We start from the raw sequence: 18,039 nt of genomic DNA, 5'->3' as shown, positions 1-18,039 counted from the left end.
GATCCGTCCGGTGACGGTTGACGGCCTCGACGCGCAGCAGCCCGGCCGGCTTGGCGGCATGCCGGGACAGCTCACATGGCCGGCCGTACGCGCCTCCCGGCCGTGCAAGGCGCTTGCACTCGCTTGCCGTCGCTCCCGGCTGAGGGCCCACGCCTCGGTCGGCTCGCGTCAGCAACGGATCGTCGGGATCACCGGCTGGGATCAGCGCGCGTCCGTCTCCTCGCCCCGTCTCAGCCGGCGCGCCGGCCGACCCGCAAGACGCTGAGGTAGCGGCGCGGGACTCGGTCGCCCAGCCGGGTGCGGACGCGCTCGGCGATGGCGTCGAGCAGGGGCTCGCGGACGTCGCGGTCGAGCTTGCGGTACAGCGATGTCGACCGGAGGAGATCGGCGAAACCGTCTCCGTCGAACCACTGGACGGTGGGATACCAGCGCACGATCGTCGGGCCGAACAGTTCTCCGGGATCGTCGACCAGGCCCCAGCCCTCGCCGGTGGCGCGCACGTCGGCCTCCAGGGGCGGATGACCCCAGTCGGGGTTCCCGGGGCAGAAGCGCTCGTGCAGGTCGGCGGTCTCGGCGTAGACCTCCGGCTCTCCCGGCCGGCGGACGACGACGTTGCCGAGCAACGCCATCCAGCCTCCGGGATGGAGCACCTCGTGCGCCCGCTGCCAGCCGGTCGACGGGTCGACCCAGTGCCATGACGACGCGGCCGCGAGAACGCCGAAACGCCGCCCGCGGTCGTCCCACTCCTCGAACGTCGATGTCTCGATGCCGACGTTGGGGAAGGAGGCGACACGCCGACGGGCGAGTGCGGCCATCACCCGTCCCGGCTCTACGGCGGTCACCGAGCATCCCAGCGCCGCCAGGGAGCGCGTCGCCTGACCGGTACCGCAGCCGACCTCCAGCACCGACGATCTCTCGTCCAGGCCGGTGAGGGCGCACAGGTCCGCGAAGAGTTCGTCGGGGTGTCCCGGGCGGACGCGGTCGTAGAGCTCCGCCACCTCGTTGAACACCCGGCCGAGGCCGGGTCGTTTCGGGGGTGTCCTCGGATCGTCGGTCACGGACGCACAAGCTATGGGGCGCGTCCCTGGAGACGCCACTGGTTTGTCATCGGCCCGACGGCACGCTCCGGGGCGTACGCGTACGACCGGCCGCACGCGGGCGCCTGCAGCCGGAGACGCCGGCCGCCGACGTCGCCGTACCTCAGGCATGTGTCGCGCCCGGGTCGGCGTGGGCGGCGATCCAGTGGTCGACGCTCGTCCACTGGCCGAGCAGCCAGTCGCTGCGGGCGTCGTCGTCCGGGGGGACGCGGTGCGCGGGGATGCGCCACCAGCGGGCCCGCACGCTCTCGCGCAACGGCAGCCTGCTCCACACGGTGCGGGCCGAGTGGAGGACGTCGAGGCCGGTGTGGGCGACGAACACCACGTCGGCTGTGGGTGCGGCGGCGAGTGCGGCGAGGGCACCGGTGTCCTGGGGCGGCAGGACATGGTGCATCCGTTCGGCGCGGGACGCCCGGCGCGGCAGGCCCCGGCGGCGCAGCGAGGCGATCACGCGTCGGCGGCGGCGCGGTGTGAAGTTGCCGCCCTCCGGAAAGATCACCAGGGCGTCGCCCGGGCCGAGCCCGGCCGCCAGCTCGGCGATCGCCTCCTGCGCCGCCCGGCCGTGGCGGGGTGGGAGGAAGCAGTGCGGGACCCGTCCGATGAGGACGTCCAGAGCGGGGTCCGCGCGCAGGGTCCGCTTCAGGACGGTGTGGGGTCGCAGTCCGGCGTCGCTGAGCAAGGTCTGAAGCAGCAGGAAGGAGTCGCCGACCCCGGCGTGCCGCGCCAGGATCAGGACGGGCGCCGCCGTGTGTCCCTTCTCGCCCGGCAGCGGGGGTGTCACCTGGACCCGGAGTCCGAAGACCTGCTCGCCCGCGCGTCGCAGCAGCCGTAGCAGCCGCTCCAGCAGGGCGAACGCGTCCGCGGTGCGCCGCTGACGACGGTTGCGCCGGTCGGGCAGCCGCCGGAACCACAGACCGGCGGCTGCCACCAGCCCGGACAGGTCCACCAGGAGGTACAGGAGGACGAAGGCGGTGATGCGTACCGGTCTCCACGGGCCGCGCGTGGCGAGCGACACCGGCGCGCAGAGCACGCCCGCCGCGACCAGGAGCGCGGTCGCCGCGGGGACGAGCCCGAGCAGCAGCGCGGTGGTGGTCGTGCGGCGCAGTACGGTGACCGCGACGCCGGCCGGCCTCGTCGCGCGTCTTCGGTCCACGCCCGTCATGCTCATGGCGCGTCGTCGGCCGCGCTCAGCGCGGTCTCGAGGTACCGGGAGGAGGCAGCGTAGGCACGCTCGATGCGCTCGGCGGTCCGGCCGAAGGTGCGGTGGCGCAGCTGCCGGAGCGTGGTGCCCTCCTCGGGGGCCGAACCCGACGGCAGCACGCGGACCGTGACGCCGGGCGGCAGGTCGGCCATGTCGCGGGCGAACCGGTGCCTGCGAGCGATCTCGAACGCCACCAGTGCCACCTGCCAGGGAGCCCGCGGAGGGGAGAGGGCTCGCTCGACTCGGCCGACCTGCAGGACGTAGACCTCGGTCGCGCCCAGGGCCACCGCGCGGCCGACGGGGATGCTGTTGACCAGGCCGCCGTCGACGAAGTGCTCGCCGTCGAGCCGTACGGGCGGCAGCAGCCCGGGCACCGCGCACGAGGCCAGCACGGCGTCCACCAGCGGCCCGGCGGCGAACCAGTGCTCGGCGGCCCGCTCGATGTTCGCCGCGACGCACTGGAACGACAGGGCCAGATCCTCGATACGCGTGACCGGAAGGTGGGAGCAGAGCAGTTCCCGCAGCGGTGTGGGCTGGTACAGGTGGGTGCCGCTGCGCACGGCGGTGCCCAGCCGCCCGAGCAGCGATCCGGAGAACACGCCTGCGCGTCCCAGGCCGGTCCACAGGTCGGCGAGCCGGGTCACCGTCGCGGCCGAGGGGTCGGCCGCGACGGCGGCGCCGTTGATCGCGCCGACGGAGGTGCCGACGACGAGATCCGGGTGCACGCCGGCGGCGAAGAGCGCCTTCAGCATGCCGACCTCGTACGCCCCGAGCGCCCCACCGCCTCCCAGGACGAAGGCGAGGATCGGTGGGCGGGTCGGCCGGCTGTCCTCCATGGCCGAAGAGTGCCCCGGCACGGCGCCACCAACCGCCGCGGGACACCTCACCGACAGCAACGGCGGGCAGGACGGAGGCGCTGTCCTGGCTGATCTCTCCCAGGGCGATCTGCGGTCCGGGATGTGCCCGCGCGGGGCCTCGTGGGAGAGCTGGACGCCGGCCGAACCTGCCTCTACGACCCGGCGGTTGGCAGCTGTGTCACCACGGAATCGCTCCTTCGTCGTCGAAGAACCGGCCGGTCGGGCCGTCGTCGGGCAGAGTGGCGAGGCGGATCGCGATCGCCGCGCCCTGTTCGGGAGTGCGGACGCCGCGGAAGCCGTTGAGATCGGTGGCGCAGAAGCCGGGGCACGCCGCGTTGACCAGGATGTTCGTGTCGTGCAGTTCCTTGGCGTACTGCACGGTGACGGCGTTGAGGAACGTCTTCGACGGCGCGTAGGCGACGGCGATCGGGCCTGTCTCGGCGCCGGGTGTGGTCTGGAGAGTGAGGGACCCGACGCGGCTGGACATGTTCACGATCCGAGGCGACGCCGAGTGGCGCAGCAGCGGCAGCATCGCGTTGGTGACGCGGATGACTCCGATCACGTTCGTCTCCACGACGGCCTGCACTGTCGCGGTGGCCACCACGGTCGGTTCCTGTGGCGCGCCGCCGGTGATCGCGGCGTTGTTGACGAGGACGTCCAGGCGTCCGGCGCGTTCCTCGATCAGCTTGGCGGCCGCGGCCGCGCTCGCGTCGTCGGTCACGTCGAGCGGCACCTCGAAGGCGTCGGCACCGGCCGCGCGCAGCTTCGCCACGGCTGCCTCGCGACGCCGGTCGTCCCGGGCGCCGACGCCGACGCTCCAGCCGAGAGTGCCGAGCCCGGCTGCGATCTCATACCCGATGCCCTTGTTCGCGCCGGTCACCAGCGCGATCTTCTGTTCGCTCATGTGGTCGATCCTGTTCAAGGACCCCGGGGCGCCGCCAACACCGATTGGGTGGGCAGCAATACCGCACCGGTATCGCGCCTGGTCGGCTCTGGGTAAGGTGGCGGGATGGAGACGCGGGAGTTGCGGTACTTCGTCGCCGTCGCCGAGGAGTTGCACTTCGGGCGAGCCGCCCAGCGGCTCGGGATCGCGCAGCCCCCGCTGTCGCGGGCGATCCGCCGGCTCGAACGGCGCCTCGGGGCGACGCTGCTGGAACGCGGCAGCCGCGGGACGGCCCTCACCGAAGCCGGGTCGGTGCTCCTGCGGGAGGCCAGGGCGGCGCTGGAGGCGGTGGAAGCCGCCGAGCGCCGCACCCGCCGTGCCGCTCTCGCTGCCGCCGGGCATCCCGCCGTGGTCCTCGCGACGAAGGCGGGCGCGTCCAGCGAACTGCTGGCGAAACTGCTCGACGCCTACGCCGCCGAGCCGGACGCGGTCACCGTCGATGTGCTCCTCTGCGGGCCCGGTGAGCAGGAACGGCTGCTGCGCGACGGGCGGGCGGACGTGGCCCTGTTGCACCGGCCGTTCGATTCGACGGCCGGGTTCGACACCGAGGAGCTCTCCGTGGAGGGGCAGGTCGTCGTCCTGCCCGCCGGGCATTCCCTCACCGGCCGGAGCCATGTGCGGATGGCGGAGGTCACCGCGCTGCCGGGCCTGCCGATGCCGCGCTGGCCCGGCCCCGACGGCACATCCCCGGACGGCCCTGGTCCACAGGTCCGGGACCACACGCAACTGCTCCAGCTGATCGCGCTCGGCCGGGCCTGCGCCGTCCTGCCGGAGTCATCCCGAGCTCACCTGCGCGGCGAGCACGCCACCGTGCCGGTGCTGGACGCGCCGCCGGTCACGACGGTCATCGCCTGGCCGCCGCACAGCCGGTCCCGAGCCGTCGCCGCTCTCGTCCGAACCGCGACGGCTCTCTGACGACTCGTCAGGAGTTCTGCTGCCGAAGCGCGTTGGCCGGTGACGCCGCAGGACGGCCGGGCGGTGTGGGGGGCTGGGGAAGCTGTTCCCGCAATACGACCAGACAGGCCGTGGTCGTCATGACTGCCGGCCACCGGCCGCGCTGTGGCGAGCCACCGGCCGCGCTGTGGCGAGCCACCGGCCGCGCTGTGGCGAGCCTGCGGCCGGCGTCGACAGGGGCCTGGCCGGCCGGACCGCGCTTCCGACGAAGGCGGAACGGCTGACGGCGACGACTTCAGCGACGTCGCGCGGCGCGCACTCAGCGAGGTGCAGGCAGCCGGCGCCTCGCTGATACAGACGGAGCCGGTGCGGTGACCGGGAACACGCGGTGCCTGATGAGCGGGGCGTGGCCGGTCTCCCGGGGCGGAACAGCGAGCTCGACGGTTAGCCCGCAGGCGTGATTCAGCGGCTCCGCAGGGTGAACCGTGCGCGGTTGCTCCGCGTCAAGGACGGTCGCCGGTGCGCGGCCGTTAGCGTCGGCTCCTGTGCCGCTGAGCTATGCATTCGTGAACCTCAAGCCCGGGGTGGGGAAGACGACCAGTGCCGTCTGGCTGGCCCACGCGCTCCACGCATCGGGCCTGTCACCGCTGCTTGTGGACAGCGATCCCGCCTCATCCGCCCTGCGCTGGAGCGAACTGGCGGGCGGTTTTCCGTTCCCCGTGCTCGCCCTTCCGGTGAGCGACGTACACCGGCGCGTGAACGACTTCCTCGACCAGCGCCGGGCCGTGGTGTTCGACGCCCCGCAGCTGGAAGACCACGCCCGCATCGCCCGGGGCGTCATGCGGTACGCGAGCGAGTGGATCGTGCCCGTGACACCGGCCCCGATCGAGCTGGACCGCATGGCGTCCATCGACCGCGAAATGGACGACATGCAGTCCCTGCGCTCCCGCCCGGCCCGTGCCGCCGTCCTGTTGAACCGCACGAACCGGCCTGACGCCACGCGCACCGGTCCTGACGCCGACGCCCGCGAAGCCCTCACCGAGCGGGGCTTCGACGTGTTGTCCACCCACATCCCGCGGCTCGACCTGTACTCCCAGTCCTTCGGCAGCCCGGTCAAGGTGAAGGGCACGGCGTACATGGATCTCGCCGAGGAACTCATCAACCGTCAGGACGACGCATGAACCAGCGCAAGGACACCTATCGAGCCGCACTGCAGCGCCGGCCGGACGCGACAGCCCCCGGCGCCTCCTCCACCACCAAGATCACCCGGCTGGACACCCGCTACGTCAAGGTGCTGATCGAACTGGACCTCGGCTTCGCCCGTGACCTCACCGACTGGGCCGGACCACCGCTCTCCGCCCTCCTGCGCGCCGGTGAGGCAGTCCTGCGTCCGCTGCGGCAGGCCCGGTGAGGCAGCCTCACCTGTGGTGCCGCGAAGACATGACACCGAGTCTGGTCGCACGCTGCGGCGCCCCGGTCAGAGGTCCTGTGCGGGCAGGCGGGCCAGGCCGGTGTCGTGCATGATGCGGTCGACGGTCCGCTGCAGGGGGCTGTCGGCGCCGATGACGGTCTCGATGCCGCCGGGCAGCAGATCGCGCGGCCGGTACCAGTCGCGCAGTTGCGCCTCGTCGACATCATCGGCGATCGGCTTGGTGGCGTGCCGGGCGAGGGTCTCCTCGAAGGGCACGTCCAGGTAGTAGGCGTAGCTCGGACCGCGGTGGTCGGCGCGCAACTGCGCGAGCATGTCGCCGTAGCGGTCGGCGTAGAGGATGCCTTCCACCACGACGTGGTAACCGGCGTCCAGAGCGTAGCGGGCCGTCAGGTCGATCAGACCGATGTTCGCCGCTCCGGGCCGGTCGTGCTCGCGCAGCACGATGCGGCGCAGATTGTCCTGGCCGACCAGGGCCAGACCGCGGCCGAACCTCTCGCGAAGGCCGAGTGCGACGGACGACTTCCCCGAGGCGCTGTTGCCGCGCAGCACGACCAGCCGGGTTTCCTCAGTGCCCACCATCACGGCGGTCACGCTACCGACGGCGGCGAACGGCGTCCAAGCCGTCCGCCGCTCCCGGGCAGCGCCCACGGCTGACGGCCGCTCTCAGTCGGTGTCCGTCGCTGCCAGTACGGCTATCCGGCGGCGGTCCGGGGAGAGGGCGGCTATGCCGTAGTCGGAGCCGATGTCGTTGTGGAACCACTCTGCGTCGGCTTCGAAGTGGAACCAGGTGCTCTGCCGGGCCTGCTGCTCCACCTCCGCCGCGCCGGCGTCCGCCGGAGCGCCGCTGAGGCCCGCCATCGAGCGCCATGCCCACAGTCTGCCGTAGGCGCCGTGTACGCCCGCGGTGTGGCTGCCGCCCATGGAGGCGGTTTCGAAGAGCAGGTGCCAGATCTCGTCCATCGGGCGGGCCGCGACCTCGAAACGATCCGTCGGGCCGAGCCCCGCCACGCAGGCCATGGGCAGGGTCGGCAGCAGGGCGGGTACCTGCTCCGGCGTGAGGGCGTGGTCCAGCAGGAAGACCCAGGCCCCGCAGGCACCCCAGCCGCCTGCCTGCGGGGCAGCGACGATCGTCTCGTGGACGTCGACGGTGGCGACGTCCCGGAGGGCGGACGGCTGGGACGGGCGTGGTGTGGGCGGGTCCAGCCGGCCCGTGGCGGGCAGCTGGGAGGACACCCCGCTGGCGGAGCCGCGTACGGAACGGCTGGGGAATCTCGCGTCGGCTTCGAAGTCACGGCGGTGTGCCGGAAGCCAGGCCAGGGGGTGCCAGCCGGGTCGTACATGAGTCCAGTCCCGCAGAGGGCCGCGGGTGCCGGTGTCCGCGCCTCGGAGCAGCAGCTCGTGGAAGAGGCAGGCGCGCAGTTCGTCCAGCTTCTCCCACTCGCGTCGGTCGAAGACGGTGGCCACCAGGTCGGGGACCAGCTGGTGCTCCGCGAGGAGAGAGGCGATGAAGGACGTTCGCAGCCCGGGGTGCGTTCCGGCGGGGGGTGTGTCCTCCAGGAGCCGAAGCAGTTGCGTCAGGCTGTCGCGGCCAGGGGTGAGCGCGAGTATGCGTATGACGTGGGCGAGTTGGCGTTCGTAGTCCCGCGCCTGTTCCAGGGCGGCGGCATGCCGTCCGGCCAGCTGTGCTGCCAGTCCGCGTACGAACGACGGGTCACCGTGCGCGGCGCGCTGCTCTGCCTGGCCCCATACCAGCAGGGCCAGATCGTCCTCGGCCTCTTCCATGATCCTGGACTTTACCCGGACAAGGGCGCGCCTCCTGGACGGCCCGGGCGTCGTAGGCCTCACGTGCGCGGCGCGGCGTACCCTGCACGGCGGTCGGCGTCGAGGCCTCCGGATGGGTCAGTCCGGCGGGCGGGTGAGGGCCCCTGCCCGGGATGCTGGTATCACCGTGGTCTGCCTGGTTGCCCAGCCGACTCCTCCGTTGGCCGGCCCTCTATGCAGGGAAAATGGATGAGCCGAGAACCGACGTACGTAGCGGTCGTCTCCGACTGTCCGCTCCTTCTGCACGGCCTCACCCACGTCGTCGACAACGCACCGGAGCTGCAGCGGCTGCATGCGGCGGGCGGCAACGGCACACTGCCGCACGAGGTCGGCGAAGCGGAGGTGGTCCTGCTCAATCTGCGGGACCCGGTCCGCGAGGTCTGCGACATCGTGGCCCAGCTGCACCGGAAGGGCCGCAGGGTGATCGTGCTGTCAGCCGCCGCGACGCAGACGGACCTCGTCCTGCTCATCGAGGCGGGGGCCCGGGGATACGTGAGTCAGTGGGCGAGGGAAGAGGAGCTGCTGACCGCGCTGAGCACCGTGGCCTCCGGACGCTGCTATTTCTCCACGAGCTTTTTCGGCGACCGCGATGTTCACCACACCCCGCTGCGCATCACGGACCGTGAACGGCAGATTCTGCAACTCGTCGCGAACGGTGCCACCGACCGGGAAATCGCCGCCGAACTGAGCATCAGCGAGCACACCGTGCATTCCCATCTGGACCGGCTGTACAGCAAGACCGGTTACCGCCGCCGGGCGGATCTGACGCGTCTTGCGCTGAAAGACGGGATGACGGCCGCGGAGCCCGCCGAAAAGGGGTAGTTCTCCCCACACCGGCTGGGTCGTTCTGCCTCTGGTTCTCCCGTGGACCGCGCGCGACGCTCGAGTGTGTCCCCGCGTCGAGCGCGAACAGGAGTTTGGGTACATGAAGAACAAACTCAGGACAATCGGTGTCGCGGTGACGGCCTCCTCCTTTCTGGCGGCCGGCGCCTGGGGCATCTCAGCAGCAGACGCCGGTGCGGCCTCCAAAGCACCCGATCTCGCCCCTGGCGCGAAGGTCATCAAGTGCTACCGGACATACAAGGAACCGAAGAAGATCCGCTGCTACGAGGTGAGGCAGCGCCACGAGCACCACAACGGCCGCGACGTGATCGTGATCGCCCTCGTGCAGGTTCCCACGCCGAAGAATCCCCCGACCGTCATCGTCGTAACGTCGCTGCCGCAGCCGACCACGACGACATCGGGGCCGACCACGAGCCCGCCCGGCTCCTCGACGTCACCGGGCTCATCCCCGACCGGCAGCACATCGCCGACGGCGGGTTCCACTTCGCCGACGGAATCGCCGACCGGCTCGCCGACGGAATCGCCGACCGGCTCGCCGACGGAATCGCCGACGGAATCGCCGACTGGCTCACCGACCGCATCGGAGACCGGAGGCACGCAGACCGGGTCGCCGACGGCAACCGAGACCGGAGGAACCGACACCGGGTCGCCGTCAGCGACGGAGACCGGAGGAACCGACACCGGGTCGCCGTCAGCGACGGAGACCGGAGGAACCGACACCGGGTCGCCGTCTGCGATGGAGACCGGCGGAACCGACACCGGAGCCCCCAACGCCACGGAAACCGGCGGAACCGACACCGGAGCCCCCAACGCCCCGGAGACCGGTGGAACGGACAACGGAGGGACGGACAACGGAGGGACGGACAACGGAGGGACGGACAACGGAGCCCCCAGCGACGAAACGGGCGGCAGCTGACATCCCCGAAACCCTGCCCGGACCTGCTGCGGCTGCGCCCAGCAGGTCCGGGCAGCGGTGTGCCGCCGCGAGGCAATCCGTATTGCCGACCCGATCACCTGATGCGGCTACTCGGGATGAGCCGATGGGCCATTCCGGTGATACTGAGATCGAGTGGACCGAGAGGACGGAAAACTGTTGTGGGGCATATCTGGAAGGAGAGCCTCATGCGTTGTCTCGCGATCCCCGCCGCGGCCGCTCTTGTCCTGACCGGGACGGCCCTGACGGGCGCCAGTGGCCTAGGTCTCTCAGCCGCGCACAGCTCGGCACCACCGTCCAGCCGGACAAGGACGGTGGACTGCGGCAGAGGCTTCAACGACCTCTCTCTTCAGGTGGTCACAACCCACGCCCGCAAGTCGGCGTGTGCCACGGCCAAGCAGGTCTCCGACGCGTACGGCAAGGCGATCAGGGGCGGAAAGCAGCCGCCCGTCACGGTCCGCCTGCACGGCGCCTCCTGGAAGTGCGAGGAAAAGCAGCCCACCAATACGCCGAACCCGTACACCGAGTGCGCCAACAGCAAGCAGTCCGAGGAGCGGGTGCTGCTCGTCTCCTGAACCGAGCCGGTGTGGCACCAACGGCGCGGAAGGACGCTGCCCCCGCCACGGACGCCTCCCCCTCCCCCGCCACGTCCAGATCTGCGAGCAAGATCGATTGTCAGTGGTGGGTGAGAGGGTTGGAGCATCCAGTCGGAAAGAGGGGGAGCTGTCATGTCCGGTAGGCAGAACTACATCAACCACGTCGCCCTGGTGCTGGACGCCAGTTCGTCCATGTCTCATCTGAGTCGCAAGGTCATCGAGGTCGCCGACCAGCAGATCGCGTACCTGGCCCGCCGGTCGAGGGAGCTCGACCAGGAAACCCGCGTCACGGTGTACGTCTTCGCGGACACGGTGGAGTGCGTCATCTACGACAAGGACGTGCTGCGGATGCCGTCGCTGGAGCAGCTGTACCGGGTCGGTGGAATGACGGCCCTGCTGGCGGCAGCGCTGAAGTCGCAGCGCGAACTGGCGCAGACGGCTCAACTGTACGGCGACCACAGCTTCCTGACGTTCATACTCACCGACGGGCAGGAGAACGCAAGCCATCGCTGCCCGGACTCCCCCGCCAGGGATCCGCGTGAGCTGGTCGAGGCTGTGGCCAGGATGATCGAGACGCAGGAGGACAACTGGACCCTGGCCGTCCTCGTGCCGGACCAGGTCGGCAGGCGCGAGGCCATGCGGTGCGGTTTCCCGAGGGACAACATCGCCATCTGGGACGCCACGAGCACACAGGGGCTGGAGGAGGCCGGGCAGGTCATCCAGCAGGCCACCGAGAAGTTCATGGTGGGCCGCACCCGGGGCATCCGGGGCTCGCGCGCGGTGTTCTCCACGGGGGCCGAGGCGGTCAACAAGGACACCATCAAGGCGGCCGGCCTCACCCCGGCGGAGCCCTCGCGGTATGAGCTGATCCCGGTGACCCGTGACGCGGCGATCCGGGACTGGGTCGTCGAATGCGGGCACACCTACCGTACGGGGGGTGCCTTCTACCAGCTGAGCAAGTCGGAGAAGATCCAGGCGCGCAAGCAGATCGCGGTGCTGGAGAAGAAGACGGACCGGGTCTACACGGGACCGGAGGCCCGGGCCCTGCTGGGCCTGCCGGACGTGGAGGTTCGCGTCAAGCCGGACCACAACGACGACTTCACGATCTTCGTGCAGAGCACCAGCGTGAACCGGAAGCTCGTCCCGAACACACGGCTGTTGCTGATGCTCTGACCAAGTCCCTGCCGGCGGCACCCCCGGCCGTCCCCCGGCCCCTCCCCCACCATCAGCGCCTGGGATGCCCTTCCCTTCCCCTCCCGTTGCCCTTCTCCTCGCGTCCGGGCCCGAGGGTCACCAGTCGTGCATGGTGCCGTCCTCAAGCCGGCAGACGGGCAGGTACGCCTGCTGGTAGGGGAAGTGGGCCGCCGCATCGACGTCGAGGTCGACGCCCAGACCGGGTGTGTCGGACGGGTGCAGCAGACCCTGCTCGAAACGGTAGGAGGTGCGGAAGACCTCAAGGGTCCGGTCGGAGTGCCGCATGTACTCCTGGATGCCGAAGTTGTGCACGGCGAGGTCCAGATGGAGGGCGGCGGCCATGCCCACCGGGGAGATGTCGGTGGGGCCGTGCATCCCGGACCTGACGCCGTAGACGGCCGCGAGGTCGAGGAGCTTCTTCATCCCGGTGACGCCTCCGGTGTGGGTCACCGCGGATCGCACGTAGTCGATGAGCCGCTCGCTCAGCAGCGTCGTGTAGTCGTACGGCGAGTTGAAGACCTCGCCGATGGCCAGTGGTGTCGTGGTGTGCTGCCTGATCAGCCGCAGAGCCGCCTGGTCCTCCGCGGGGGTGGCGTCCTCCAGCCAGAACAGGTCGTACGGCTCCAGGGCCTTGCCCAGTCGTGCGGCCTGGATCGGCGTCATCCGGTGGTGCCCGTCGTGCAGCAGCGGCAGTTCGGGGCCGAACTCCGCCCGCACGGCCTCGAAGACGGCGGGCAGGTGCCGTAGGTAGGCGCGCGTGTCCCACCTCTCCACGGTGGGCCGGGACTGGCTGCCGGCGGTGCGGCGTGCGGGCTCGTAGTCGTACCGGTCGCCGCCGCCCGCGCTGGAGGCGGCCACGCCGTACACCGAGTCGAAGCCCGGTATGCCGGTCTGTATGCGGATGGCGCGGTATCCCAGCTCCTGGTGCGCGCGGATGGAGTCGAGCAGTTCGGGCACGTCGCGGCCGGAGGCGTGTCCGTAGGCGAGGGCGCCGGTGCGGGACGCACCGCCGAGCAACTGGTAGAGAGGCATGCCCGCGTACTTGGCCTTGATGTCCCACAGTGCGGTGTCCACGGCCGCGATGGCGGCCATGGTCACCGGGCCGCGCCGCCAGTAGGCGCCCCGGTAGAGGTACTGCCAGGTGTCCTCGATGCGGGAGGCGTCGCCGTCGATGAGCAGGGGTACGACGTGTTGGTCGAGGTAGGTCCGGACGGCGAGCTCGCGGCCGTTGAGCGTGGCGTCGCCGAGACCGACGGCACCGTCCTCGGTGGTGATGCGCAGGGTGACGAAGTTCCGTCCCGGACTGGTGACGATCACCTCGGCGGACACGATCTTCATGGGGGTTCCCCCTCTTTCGTTGTCGTCGTCGGCTCGGTCGTTCTCTTTCTCCGTCGGCACAGGCGTCGGGTCGTTCGGCCGGTGTGGCCGGTGTGAGTCAGCGGCCCCAGGTGTGGCGGGCCAGCTCGGTCTGGATCTCTGCGACGATGCGTTCGACCGGCAGGGTCGCGTCGACGGTCATCCCGGCTTCGTCGTCATCGAGTGGTTCGAGGTCCTCGAACTGCGAGGACACCAGCGAGGCAGGCATGTAGTGCGCCTCCCGGCGTGCCACGCGGGCGTCCGCCTCGTCCTGGTCGAGGCTCAGGTGCACGAAGAAGGCGTCGGGCCGGGCCACCCGCAGCAGCTCCCGGTAGATGCGTTTGAGGGCGGAGCAACTGATCACGAGCCCCTCCTCCGCGCCCGCCACCCGCATGCGGCCGGCTATGGCGGCCAGCCACGGACTGCGGCTGCGGTCGTCGAGAGGGATGTGGTTCGCCATCGATTCCACGTTGCGCAGGGGGTGGAAGTCGTCCCCCTCCTCGTACGGCACCCGGAGCGACTCGGCCAGGTACCGGCCCACGGTGGTCTTGCCGCATCCGCTGACCCCCATGAGGACAACGGGAGCGCGCCGAGCGCGGAACAGGGCGGTCATGGCGTCCTGGAAGCCTGCTCGATGAGCGGACGGCAGACCGCTGACGTTGAACTGGTCCAGGCCCGCCCGGAGTCGGTCGCGTACGTCGGCATCGTGCAGCCGGCCGCTTCTGATCTCGGCGAGCAGAGCCTCCGCGAAGGCTTCCGCCGCCGTGGCGAGGCCCTGGTCGATGGCGTAGGCCAGCCCCATGTGCAGCCACATGGCGATCGGTTCCGGCCGGGTGGGATATCTCTGGACGGTGTCGGCGCCGATGGCCGCCCGCGTGGGGGTGACCATCGCCTCGTCGTGGGCGCCGGCCCAGTCCCTGTCGATGCGGTGGTTGAGGGCCATGACGACCGGATAGGACAGCCGCACGAACAGCTCGTTGCGCGAGCCGGCGAGGAGAGTGCGGTGGAAGGCCGCGTCCACGTCCCGGAAGCGCCGGCGGAGCGCCGCGCCCTCCCGTGGCCGCGCGAAGTCCGGTTCCTCGCTCAAGGCGAGCAGGGTGCGGGCGAGGCTGGTGAGGTCGTGGCAGATCTCCGCCGAGCGGCTCAGGGCTGCCAGTCTCGCGGCGCGGGGTTCGATCACCTCGCGCAGTTCGGTCAGTGACCGCATCTGGCTGTCGGGGGCCACTTCCAGCCGCCACGCGATCACGTCGGGGTCCAGCAGGTCCCACCGCTCCAGCGCCTGGACGGTGGCCCCGACCCGCGGCTGCAGATTGACCAGGCCCTTCTGGTGCAGGGCCTGCAGGGCCTCGCGGGCCATGGGCCGGGTGATCCCGAACTCATGGGTGACGGCGTCCACGGTGAGGTGATGGTCGCGGGGCTTGCCCCCTTCCACGATCTGGCAGCCCAGTCGCTCCACCACCTTGGCGGTGGAGCCCCGTAGCGCCTCCTCGGAACCTTCGGGCGGATCGGCTTCGGGACCAGTCATGGCGGCGATGCTAAGTCAGAGTGGCTTCCTGGTCAGCTGTCCGAACGCCCTTGCAGGGAGCGCTGGATGCCTTTGAGGCGCACGCCGGAGCACGCTGCCGACCGCCCCCGCCCCCATGCGAACCCCGTTCCGACTGATGGCATATCAGAGGCCTTTTCTGACCTAGATCACACGGCTACGGTGGTCAGTCATCCGAAATGTTCCGCTGGTTGCCGTGGACCGGCAAGGCGTGGGGGCCGAGCCCTCACAACAGTCGGCATCGGCGCGCACGGCAGCCCATACGGGGCTGCTCCGATCCCCTTCTGACGCTGCCTCAGGAGAGCGCATGCCCGAACCGAGTTCACCCACACCGCCGCCGGAGCGGCTGTCCCTGCGCTGGGCGCTCATCCTCCTGGCCGCGGTGGTGGCGGGGCTGCTGGCCGGCCTGCTGACCTTCGCCCAGTCCCGCAACTGGTCGGCCGCGCTCCTGGCGGCCCTCGGGGCGAGTGGCGCCGCCCTCGTGAGCCTTCCGCTGCTGCTCTGAAACATCCGCGATGATGCGCAGACCTCATGGCTCGCGGCCGAGTCAGCACGGGCCATCGGCCATCTGAGGGAATCCGACGGTTGTGTCACTCATTCGGGCTAGCGGGCCTCACAAGCCCCAACACACCTTTGTTCCTTCGGCGTCGGTCGCCCCGGCGCCACAACGTGCGGTGGACTCGTCGGTCGATCGCCGGCCAGGTCTGTGCGGCTTCACCAGGTGACGGGCAGTTCGGCGAGGCAGTGGAAGACGGGGTGCTCGCGGAAGCGGAGCCGGGAAGGCTCGCAGGCCAGGCGGAGCGTGGGCAGCCTGGTGAAAAGGGAGCTGAGGGCGAGTGTCACCTCGAGTCGGCCCAGCGACGCGCCGAGGCAGAAGTGGGCGCCATGACCGAACAGCAGATGGGCGGAGGCATCCCGGTGGATGTCGAGGCGCTCGGGCTCGGGGAAGAGCGCGGGGTCGTGGTTGGCGGCGAGCAGGCTGATCATCACCGACTCGCCCGCGCTGATCAGCGTCTCGCCGATGAGGAGGTCCTCGGTGGCCTGACGCACGACACCGTCCTGGACGATCGTCCAGAAGCGCATCGACTCCTCCACGAACTGCGGCAGGAGCACGGCGTCTTCGGCGAGGACCTCGGTGCGCAGGCGGTCATCGGTCAGCAGACTCAGCGCGCTGACCGCGATCTGGGTTGCGGTCGACTCGTGGCCTGCGACGAGCAGCAGTTTGAGGACGCCCAGGAGGTCGGCGCTGTCCAGTTCGCCGGTGGCCACGTGGTCGACCATCAGACGGCTGACGAGATCGTCGCCCGGGTCGTGCTCCTTGGCGCGTGCTCGTTCGTCGAGGAAGGCGATGATCCGGTGGTGCGCCGCCAGGGACAGAGCCGGGTCACCGTCCGTGAGCAGGATCTGAGTCTGCTCCAGGAAGAACGCGGTGTGCTCGTCGGGGATCCCCATCAGCCCGGCGATCACGAGCGCCGACACCTTGGTGGCGAAGTCCCTGACAAGGTCGGCGGGTTGAGGCCCGGCTGCCAGCTCGTCGGCCGTCCGGTCGGTCAGCTCCTGGAGCCGGGGGCGCAGCGCGCGTACCCTGCGCACGGTGAACTCGGGTGCGACCATCCTGCGCAGCCGGCCGTGCTCCGGATCGTCCATCCGAAGGAAGCCGCTCGGCCGTGCGTCGCCGGGCACGGGAAAACGCAGCGGAAAGCCGGGCCGGGTCTCGTCGGCGCTCAGCCGGGGGTCCTTGAGTGCGGCCTTGACGTCCTCGTAGCGGGTGATCAACCAGACCAGCTGCTCCTCACCGGCGCCTGCCGGCAGCCGGACCAGCGTCGGCGGGCCGTCCCGCACCACACCGAGGGCCGGCGGCGGCGACATCGGACACACGCGGGCGAGCGGCCAGTCGAGCACACTGGAATCTGCACCGGGCATGGTCCTTCCCTTCATCGCGTACGGATACCCGCGCCGCCCGGCATCCCCGGCGGCGGCTGCCTCAACCGGACCACCCAAGCACCCGCTGCTGACCGATCGCTGACCCCGCCGACGGTCCCTTCGCAGCCGTCGGGCACGGATCGCCAGCCGTCGGCCACGGATCCCGGGGCCGACGGGCAAATCCGGCGCCGTCGACGGGCGCTCCGCCCCGGCCGCGTCCGACCGGTCGACCGCTGAGCCGACCGGACCGCTGACCGACCGGATACCGCTGAGCCGGCCGGCCGCCGTACCGGCCTGACACCGGGCATCACGCGGGCACGGAGCATGGCCACCCCGCCCGTCCCCGGGCCGCTCCGGAGAGTGGTCCGTGTGACCGCTGCGACGGGCGGGGACTCGGGATCAGGCAGACAATGGTTCTCATACGACGGCGGGGGCGTGGGCACGGGAGGTGGCCATGGGCATTCCTTTCGGGCCGCACCTGGCGGTGCCGGGACTGTCACCGGCGCGCGGTGTGGGTATCGAGGCCGGCAGGGCGGCCGTGCGGCTGGTGCAGCTGCCGCTCGACGTGGCTGCCGGGAGCGTCGGACAGCTGGCCGGGCGCCTGAGCTGGGCCCTGCCGAGGCGGAGGACCGGTCTGGAGGAGGCACCCCCACCACTGGTGACGGCTGCGGGAAACCCGGTGCTGCTGGTCCACGGGCTCTCCGACGGCGAGTGCGTCGTGTCGTCGTTGCAGCGTGGTCTGGACGGCGTCGGCGCGGGACCGTACTTCGAGGTGGGCTGCTCGGCGTTCACTCCGGACATTCGCGCGGCGGCTCAGAACCTGGGAGAGCGCGTGGAACGCGCGTGCGAAAGCCATGGCACCCGGAGCATCGTCGTCATCGGCTACAGCCTCGGAGGGCTGATCGCCCGCTACTACGTGCAGCGGCTGGGCGGCGACGCACGCGTGCCCCTGCTGATCACCCTGGCCACGCCGCACGGCGGGACCGCCACGGCCCTGCTGGCCCCGCCGCATCCGCTCCTGCGCCAGCTGCGTCCGGGCAGCGCTCTGCTGACCGAGCTCGCCGAGCCGGCCCCGGAATGCCGCACCCGGTTCGTGGCCTTCTACAGCGATCTGGACGAGGTCGTCATCCCCGCAGCCAGAGGCCGTATCGATCACCCCGACCTCATGGCACGCAATGTCCTCGTGCCCGGCGTCGGTCATCTGACCCTCCCCCTGCACCGGCCGGTCATCGACCACCTGCGCTCGCTGCTGACGGCGACCTGGCAGGCCTCGCCCGGCGTACGCCTGCAGCAGGGCCACGCCGTGCAGAGCGAGAAGCGGCCCCGCAGGCGGGCGTCGCCGGGTTCCCCGTGACAGGCGGGTCGGACCGGGGCACGCTGGGACGTAGCCGACAGGAACGTCGCA

18 protein-coding genes are annotated in these 18,039 nt (G+C 70.9%); 9 read left to right on the top strand and 9 right to left on the bottom strand.

Translation table 11 applies throughout. The features are described 5' to 3' along the window. Window positions 1-230: 230 nt before the first annotated feature. From OG956_RS35190 to OG956_RS35175, 4 genes are all read right to left on the bottom strand, one after another. The gene (locus tag OG956_RS35190; protein WP_330342072.1) at window positions 231-1,058 is read right to left on the bottom strand and encodes a class I SAM-dependent methyltransferase; all 828 of its coding nucleotides are present in this window, start codon (window positions 1,056-1,058) and stop codon (window positions 231-233) included. A gap of 142 nt (window positions 1,059-1,200) precedes the next feature. After that, window positions 1,201-2,259 carry a 1-acyl-sn-glycerol-3-phosphate acyltransferase gene (locus tag OG956_RS35185; RefSeq protein WP_330343031.1) on the bottom strand — a complete coding sequence of 353 codons (1,059 nt, stop codon included), beginning with the start codon at window positions 2,257-2,259 and terminating at the stop codon, window positions 1,201-1,203. Between the two features lie 2 nt (window positions 2,260-2,261). After that, window positions 2,262-3,134: a patatin-like phospholipase family protein gene (locus OG956_RS35180; protein WP_330342071.1), complete on the bottom strand. Its 873-nt coding sequence runs from the start codon at window positions 3,132-3,134 to the stop codon at window positions 2,262-2,264. Window positions 3,135-3,333: 199 nt separating this feature from the next. Further along, complete coding sequence (locus tag OG956_RS35175; RefSeq protein ID WP_330342070.1) at window positions 3,334-4,059, bottom strand: SDR family oxidoreductase; 726 nt, start codon at window positions 4,057-4,059, stop codon at window positions 3,334-3,336. 105 nt (window positions 4,060-4,164) lie between these two features. Here OG956_RS35175 and OG956_RS35170 point away from each other — a divergent pair, with 105 nt between their 5' ends. The 3 genes from OG956_RS35170 (at window position 4,165) to OG956_RS35160 (ending at window position 6,403) form a co-directional block, all read left to right on the top strand. Beyond that, complete coding sequence (locus OG956_RS35170) at window positions 4,165-5,013, top strand: LysR family transcriptional regulator (RefSeq protein ID WP_330342069.1); 849 nt, start codon at window positions 4,165-4,167, stop codon at window positions 5,011-5,013. 524 nt (window positions 5,014-5,537) lie between these two features. Continuing rightward, window positions 5,538-6,173 (top strand): ParA family protein, encoded by a 636-nt coding sequence (locus OG956_RS35165; RefSeq protein WP_330342068.1) that lies wholly within the window; start codon window positions 5,538-5,540, stop codon window positions 6,171-6,173. Further along, window positions 6,170-6,403 (top strand): hypothetical protein, encoded by a 234-nt coding sequence (locus OG956_RS35160; RefSeq protein WP_330342067.1) that lies wholly within the window; start codon window positions 6,170-6,172, stop codon window positions 6,401-6,403. The genes OG956_RS35165 and OG956_RS35160 overlap by 4 nt, the downstream gene beginning before the upstream one ends. Window positions 6,404-6,469: 66 nt before the next feature. Here OG956_RS35160 and OG956_RS35155 read toward each other — a convergent pair whose 3' ends face one another. Continuing rightward, on the bottom strand, window positions 6,470-7,003 hold the full coding sequence (locus tag OG956_RS35155; protein WP_330343030.1) for an AAA family ATPase: 534 nt from the start codon (window positions 7,001-7,003) through the stop codon (window positions 6,470-6,472). Window positions 7,004-7,087: 84 nt separating this feature from the next. After that, window positions 7,088-8,206, bottom strand: coding sequence for a DUF6183 family protein (locus tag OG956_RS35150; RefSeq protein ID WP_330342066.1), 1,119 nt, complete (start codon window positions 8,204-8,206; stop codon window positions 7,088-7,090). A gap of 228 nt (window positions 8,207-8,434) precedes the next feature. Between OG956_RS35150 and OG956_RS35145 the strand changes: the two genes are divergently transcribed. From OG956_RS35145 to OG956_RS35130, 4 genes are all read left to right on the top strand, one after another. Beyond that, window positions 8,435-9,067 carry a response regulator transcription factor gene (locus OG956_RS35145; protein WP_330342065.1) on the top strand — a complete coding sequence of 211 codons (633 nt, stop codon included), beginning with the start codon at window positions 8,435-8,437 and terminating at the stop codon, window positions 9,065-9,067. A gap of 103 nt (window positions 9,068-9,170) precedes the next feature. Further along, entirely contained in the window at window positions 9,171-10,004 is an 834-nt protein-coding gene (locus tag OG956_RS35140; protein ID WP_330342064.1) for a hypothetical protein, read from the top strand. A gap of 332 nt (window positions 10,005-10,336) precedes the next feature. Further along, window positions 10,337-10,597: a hypothetical protein gene (locus OG956_RS35135; protein ID WP_330342063.1), complete on the top strand. Its 261-nt coding sequence runs from the start codon at window positions 10,337-10,339 to the stop codon at window positions 10,595-10,597. 153 nt (window positions 10,598-10,750) lie between these two features. After that, the gene (locus OG956_RS35130) at window positions 10,751-11,791 is read left to right on the top strand and encodes a vWA domain-containing protein (RefSeq protein ID WP_330342062.1); all 1,041 of its coding nucleotides are present in this window, start codon (window positions 10,751-10,753) and stop codon (window positions 11,789-11,791) included. A 117-nt stretch (window positions 11,792-11,908) separates the two neighbouring features. On the opposite strand, the gene manD is transcribed toward OG956_RS35130, so the two are convergent. Both manD and OG956_RS35120 read right to left on the bottom strand, forming a co-directional pair. After that, complete coding sequence (gene manD / locus OG956_RS35125; protein ID WP_330342061.1) at window positions 11,909-13,150, bottom strand: D-mannonate dehydratase ManD; 1,242 nt, start codon at window positions 13,148-13,150, stop codon at window positions 11,909-11,911. Between the two features lie 97 nt (window positions 13,151-13,247). After that, window positions 13,248-14,693, bottom strand: a complete 1,446-nt coding sequence (locus OG956_RS35120) for a gluconokinase, GntK/IdnK-type (protein WP_330342060.1) — start codon at window positions 14,691-14,693, stop codon at window positions 13,248-13,250. A 325-nt stretch (window positions 14,694-15,018) separates the two neighbouring features. Between OG956_RS35120 and OG956_RS35115 the strand changes: the two genes are divergently transcribed. Further along, entirely contained in the window at window positions 15,019-15,216 is a 198-nt protein-coding gene (locus OG956_RS35115; RefSeq protein WP_330342059.1) for a hypothetical protein, read from the top strand. Between the two features lie 209 nt (window positions 15,217-15,425). Here the strand turns inward: OG956_RS35115 and OG956_RS35110 are convergent, their stop codons facing one another. Continuing rightward, the gene (locus OG956_RS35110; RefSeq protein ID WP_330342058.1) at window positions 15,426-16,634 is read right to left on the bottom strand and encodes a cytochrome P450; all 1,209 of its coding nucleotides are present in this window, start codon (window positions 16,632-16,634) and stop codon (window positions 15,426-15,428) included. A gap of 454 nt (window positions 16,635-17,088) precedes the next feature. On the opposite strand from OG956_RS35110, the gene OG956_RS35105 reads away from it, so the two are divergent. Continuing rightward, window positions 17,089-17,988 (top strand): alpha/beta fold hydrolase, encoded by a 900-nt coding sequence (locus OG956_RS35105; RefSeq protein WP_330342057.1) that lies wholly within the window; start codon window positions 17,089-17,091, stop codon window positions 17,986-17,988. Window positions 17,989-18,039 lie beyond the last annotated feature (51 nt).

The sequence above is a fragment of the Streptomyces sp. NBC_00557 genome (assembly GCF_036345995.1).
Taxonomy (GTDB): domain Bacteria; phylum Actinomycetota; class Actinomycetes; order Streptomycetales; family Streptomycetaceae; genus Streptomyces.
Note: the sequence above shows the minus strand (reverse complement) of the source record. Positions and strands in the feature narration are given on the sequence as shown.

Bases quoted from the DNA above. Each gene is read 5' to 3' on its own strand.
- manD (WP_330342061.1), bottom strand. From the start codon at position 13,150: ATGAAGATCGTGTCCGCCGAGGTGATCGTCACCAGTCCGGGACGGAAC.
- OG956_RS35110 (WP_330342058.1), bottom strand. From the start codon at position 16,634: ATGCCCGGTGCAGATTCCAGTGTGCTCGACTGGCCGCTCGCCCGCGTG.
- OG956_RS35180 (WP_330342071.1), bottom strand. From the start codon at position 3,134: ATGGAGGACAGCCGGCCGACCCGCCCACCGATCCTCGCCTTCGTCCTG.
- OG956_RS35155 (WP_330343030.1), bottom strand. From the start codon at position 7,003: ATGGTGGGCACTGAGGAAACCCGGCTGGTCGTGCTGCGCGGCAACAGC.
- OG956_RS35185 (WP_330343031.1), bottom strand. From the start codon at position 2,259: ATGACGGGCGTGGACCGAAGACGCGCGACGAGGCCGGCCGGCGTCGCG.
- OG956_RS35130 (WP_330342062.1), top strand. From the start codon at position 10,751: ATGTCCGGTAGGCAGAACTACATCAACCACGTCGCCCTGGTGCTGGAC.
- OG956_RS35105 (WP_330342057.1), top strand. From the start codon at position 17,089: ATGGGCATTCCTTTCGGGCCGCACCTGGCGGTGCCGGGACTGTCACCG.
- OG956_RS35170 (WP_330342069.1), top strand. From the start codon at position 4,165: ATGGAGACGCGGGAGTTGCGGTACTTCGTCGCCGTCGCCGAGGAGTTG.
- OG956_RS35160 (WP_330342067.1), top strand. From the start codon at position 6,170: ATGAACCAGCGCAAGGACACCTATCGAGCCGCACTGCAGCGCCGGCCG.
- OG956_RS35175 (WP_330342070.1), bottom strand. From the start codon at position 4,059: ATGAGCGAACAGAAGATCGCGCTGGTGACCGGCGCGAACAAGGGCATC.
- OG956_RS35140 (WP_330342064.1), top strand. From the start codon at position 9,171: ATGAAGAACAAACTCAGGACAATCGGTGTCGCGGTGACGGCCTCCTCC.
- OG956_RS35115 (WP_330342059.1), top strand. From the start codon at position 15,019: ATGCCCGAACCGAGTTCACCCACACCGCCGCCGGAGCGGCTGTCCCTG.
- OG956_RS35150 (WP_330342066.1), bottom strand. From the start codon at position 8,206: ATGGAAGAGGCCGAGGACGATCTGGCCCTGCTGGTATGGGGCCAGGCA.
- OG956_RS35120 (WP_330342060.1), bottom strand. From the start codon at position 14,693: ATGACTGGTCCCGAAGCCGATCCGCCCGAAGGTTCCGAGGAGGCGCTA.
- OG956_RS35145 (WP_330342065.1), top strand. From the start codon at position 8,435: ATGAGCCGAGAACCGACGTACGTAGCGGTCGTCTCCGACTGTCCGCTC.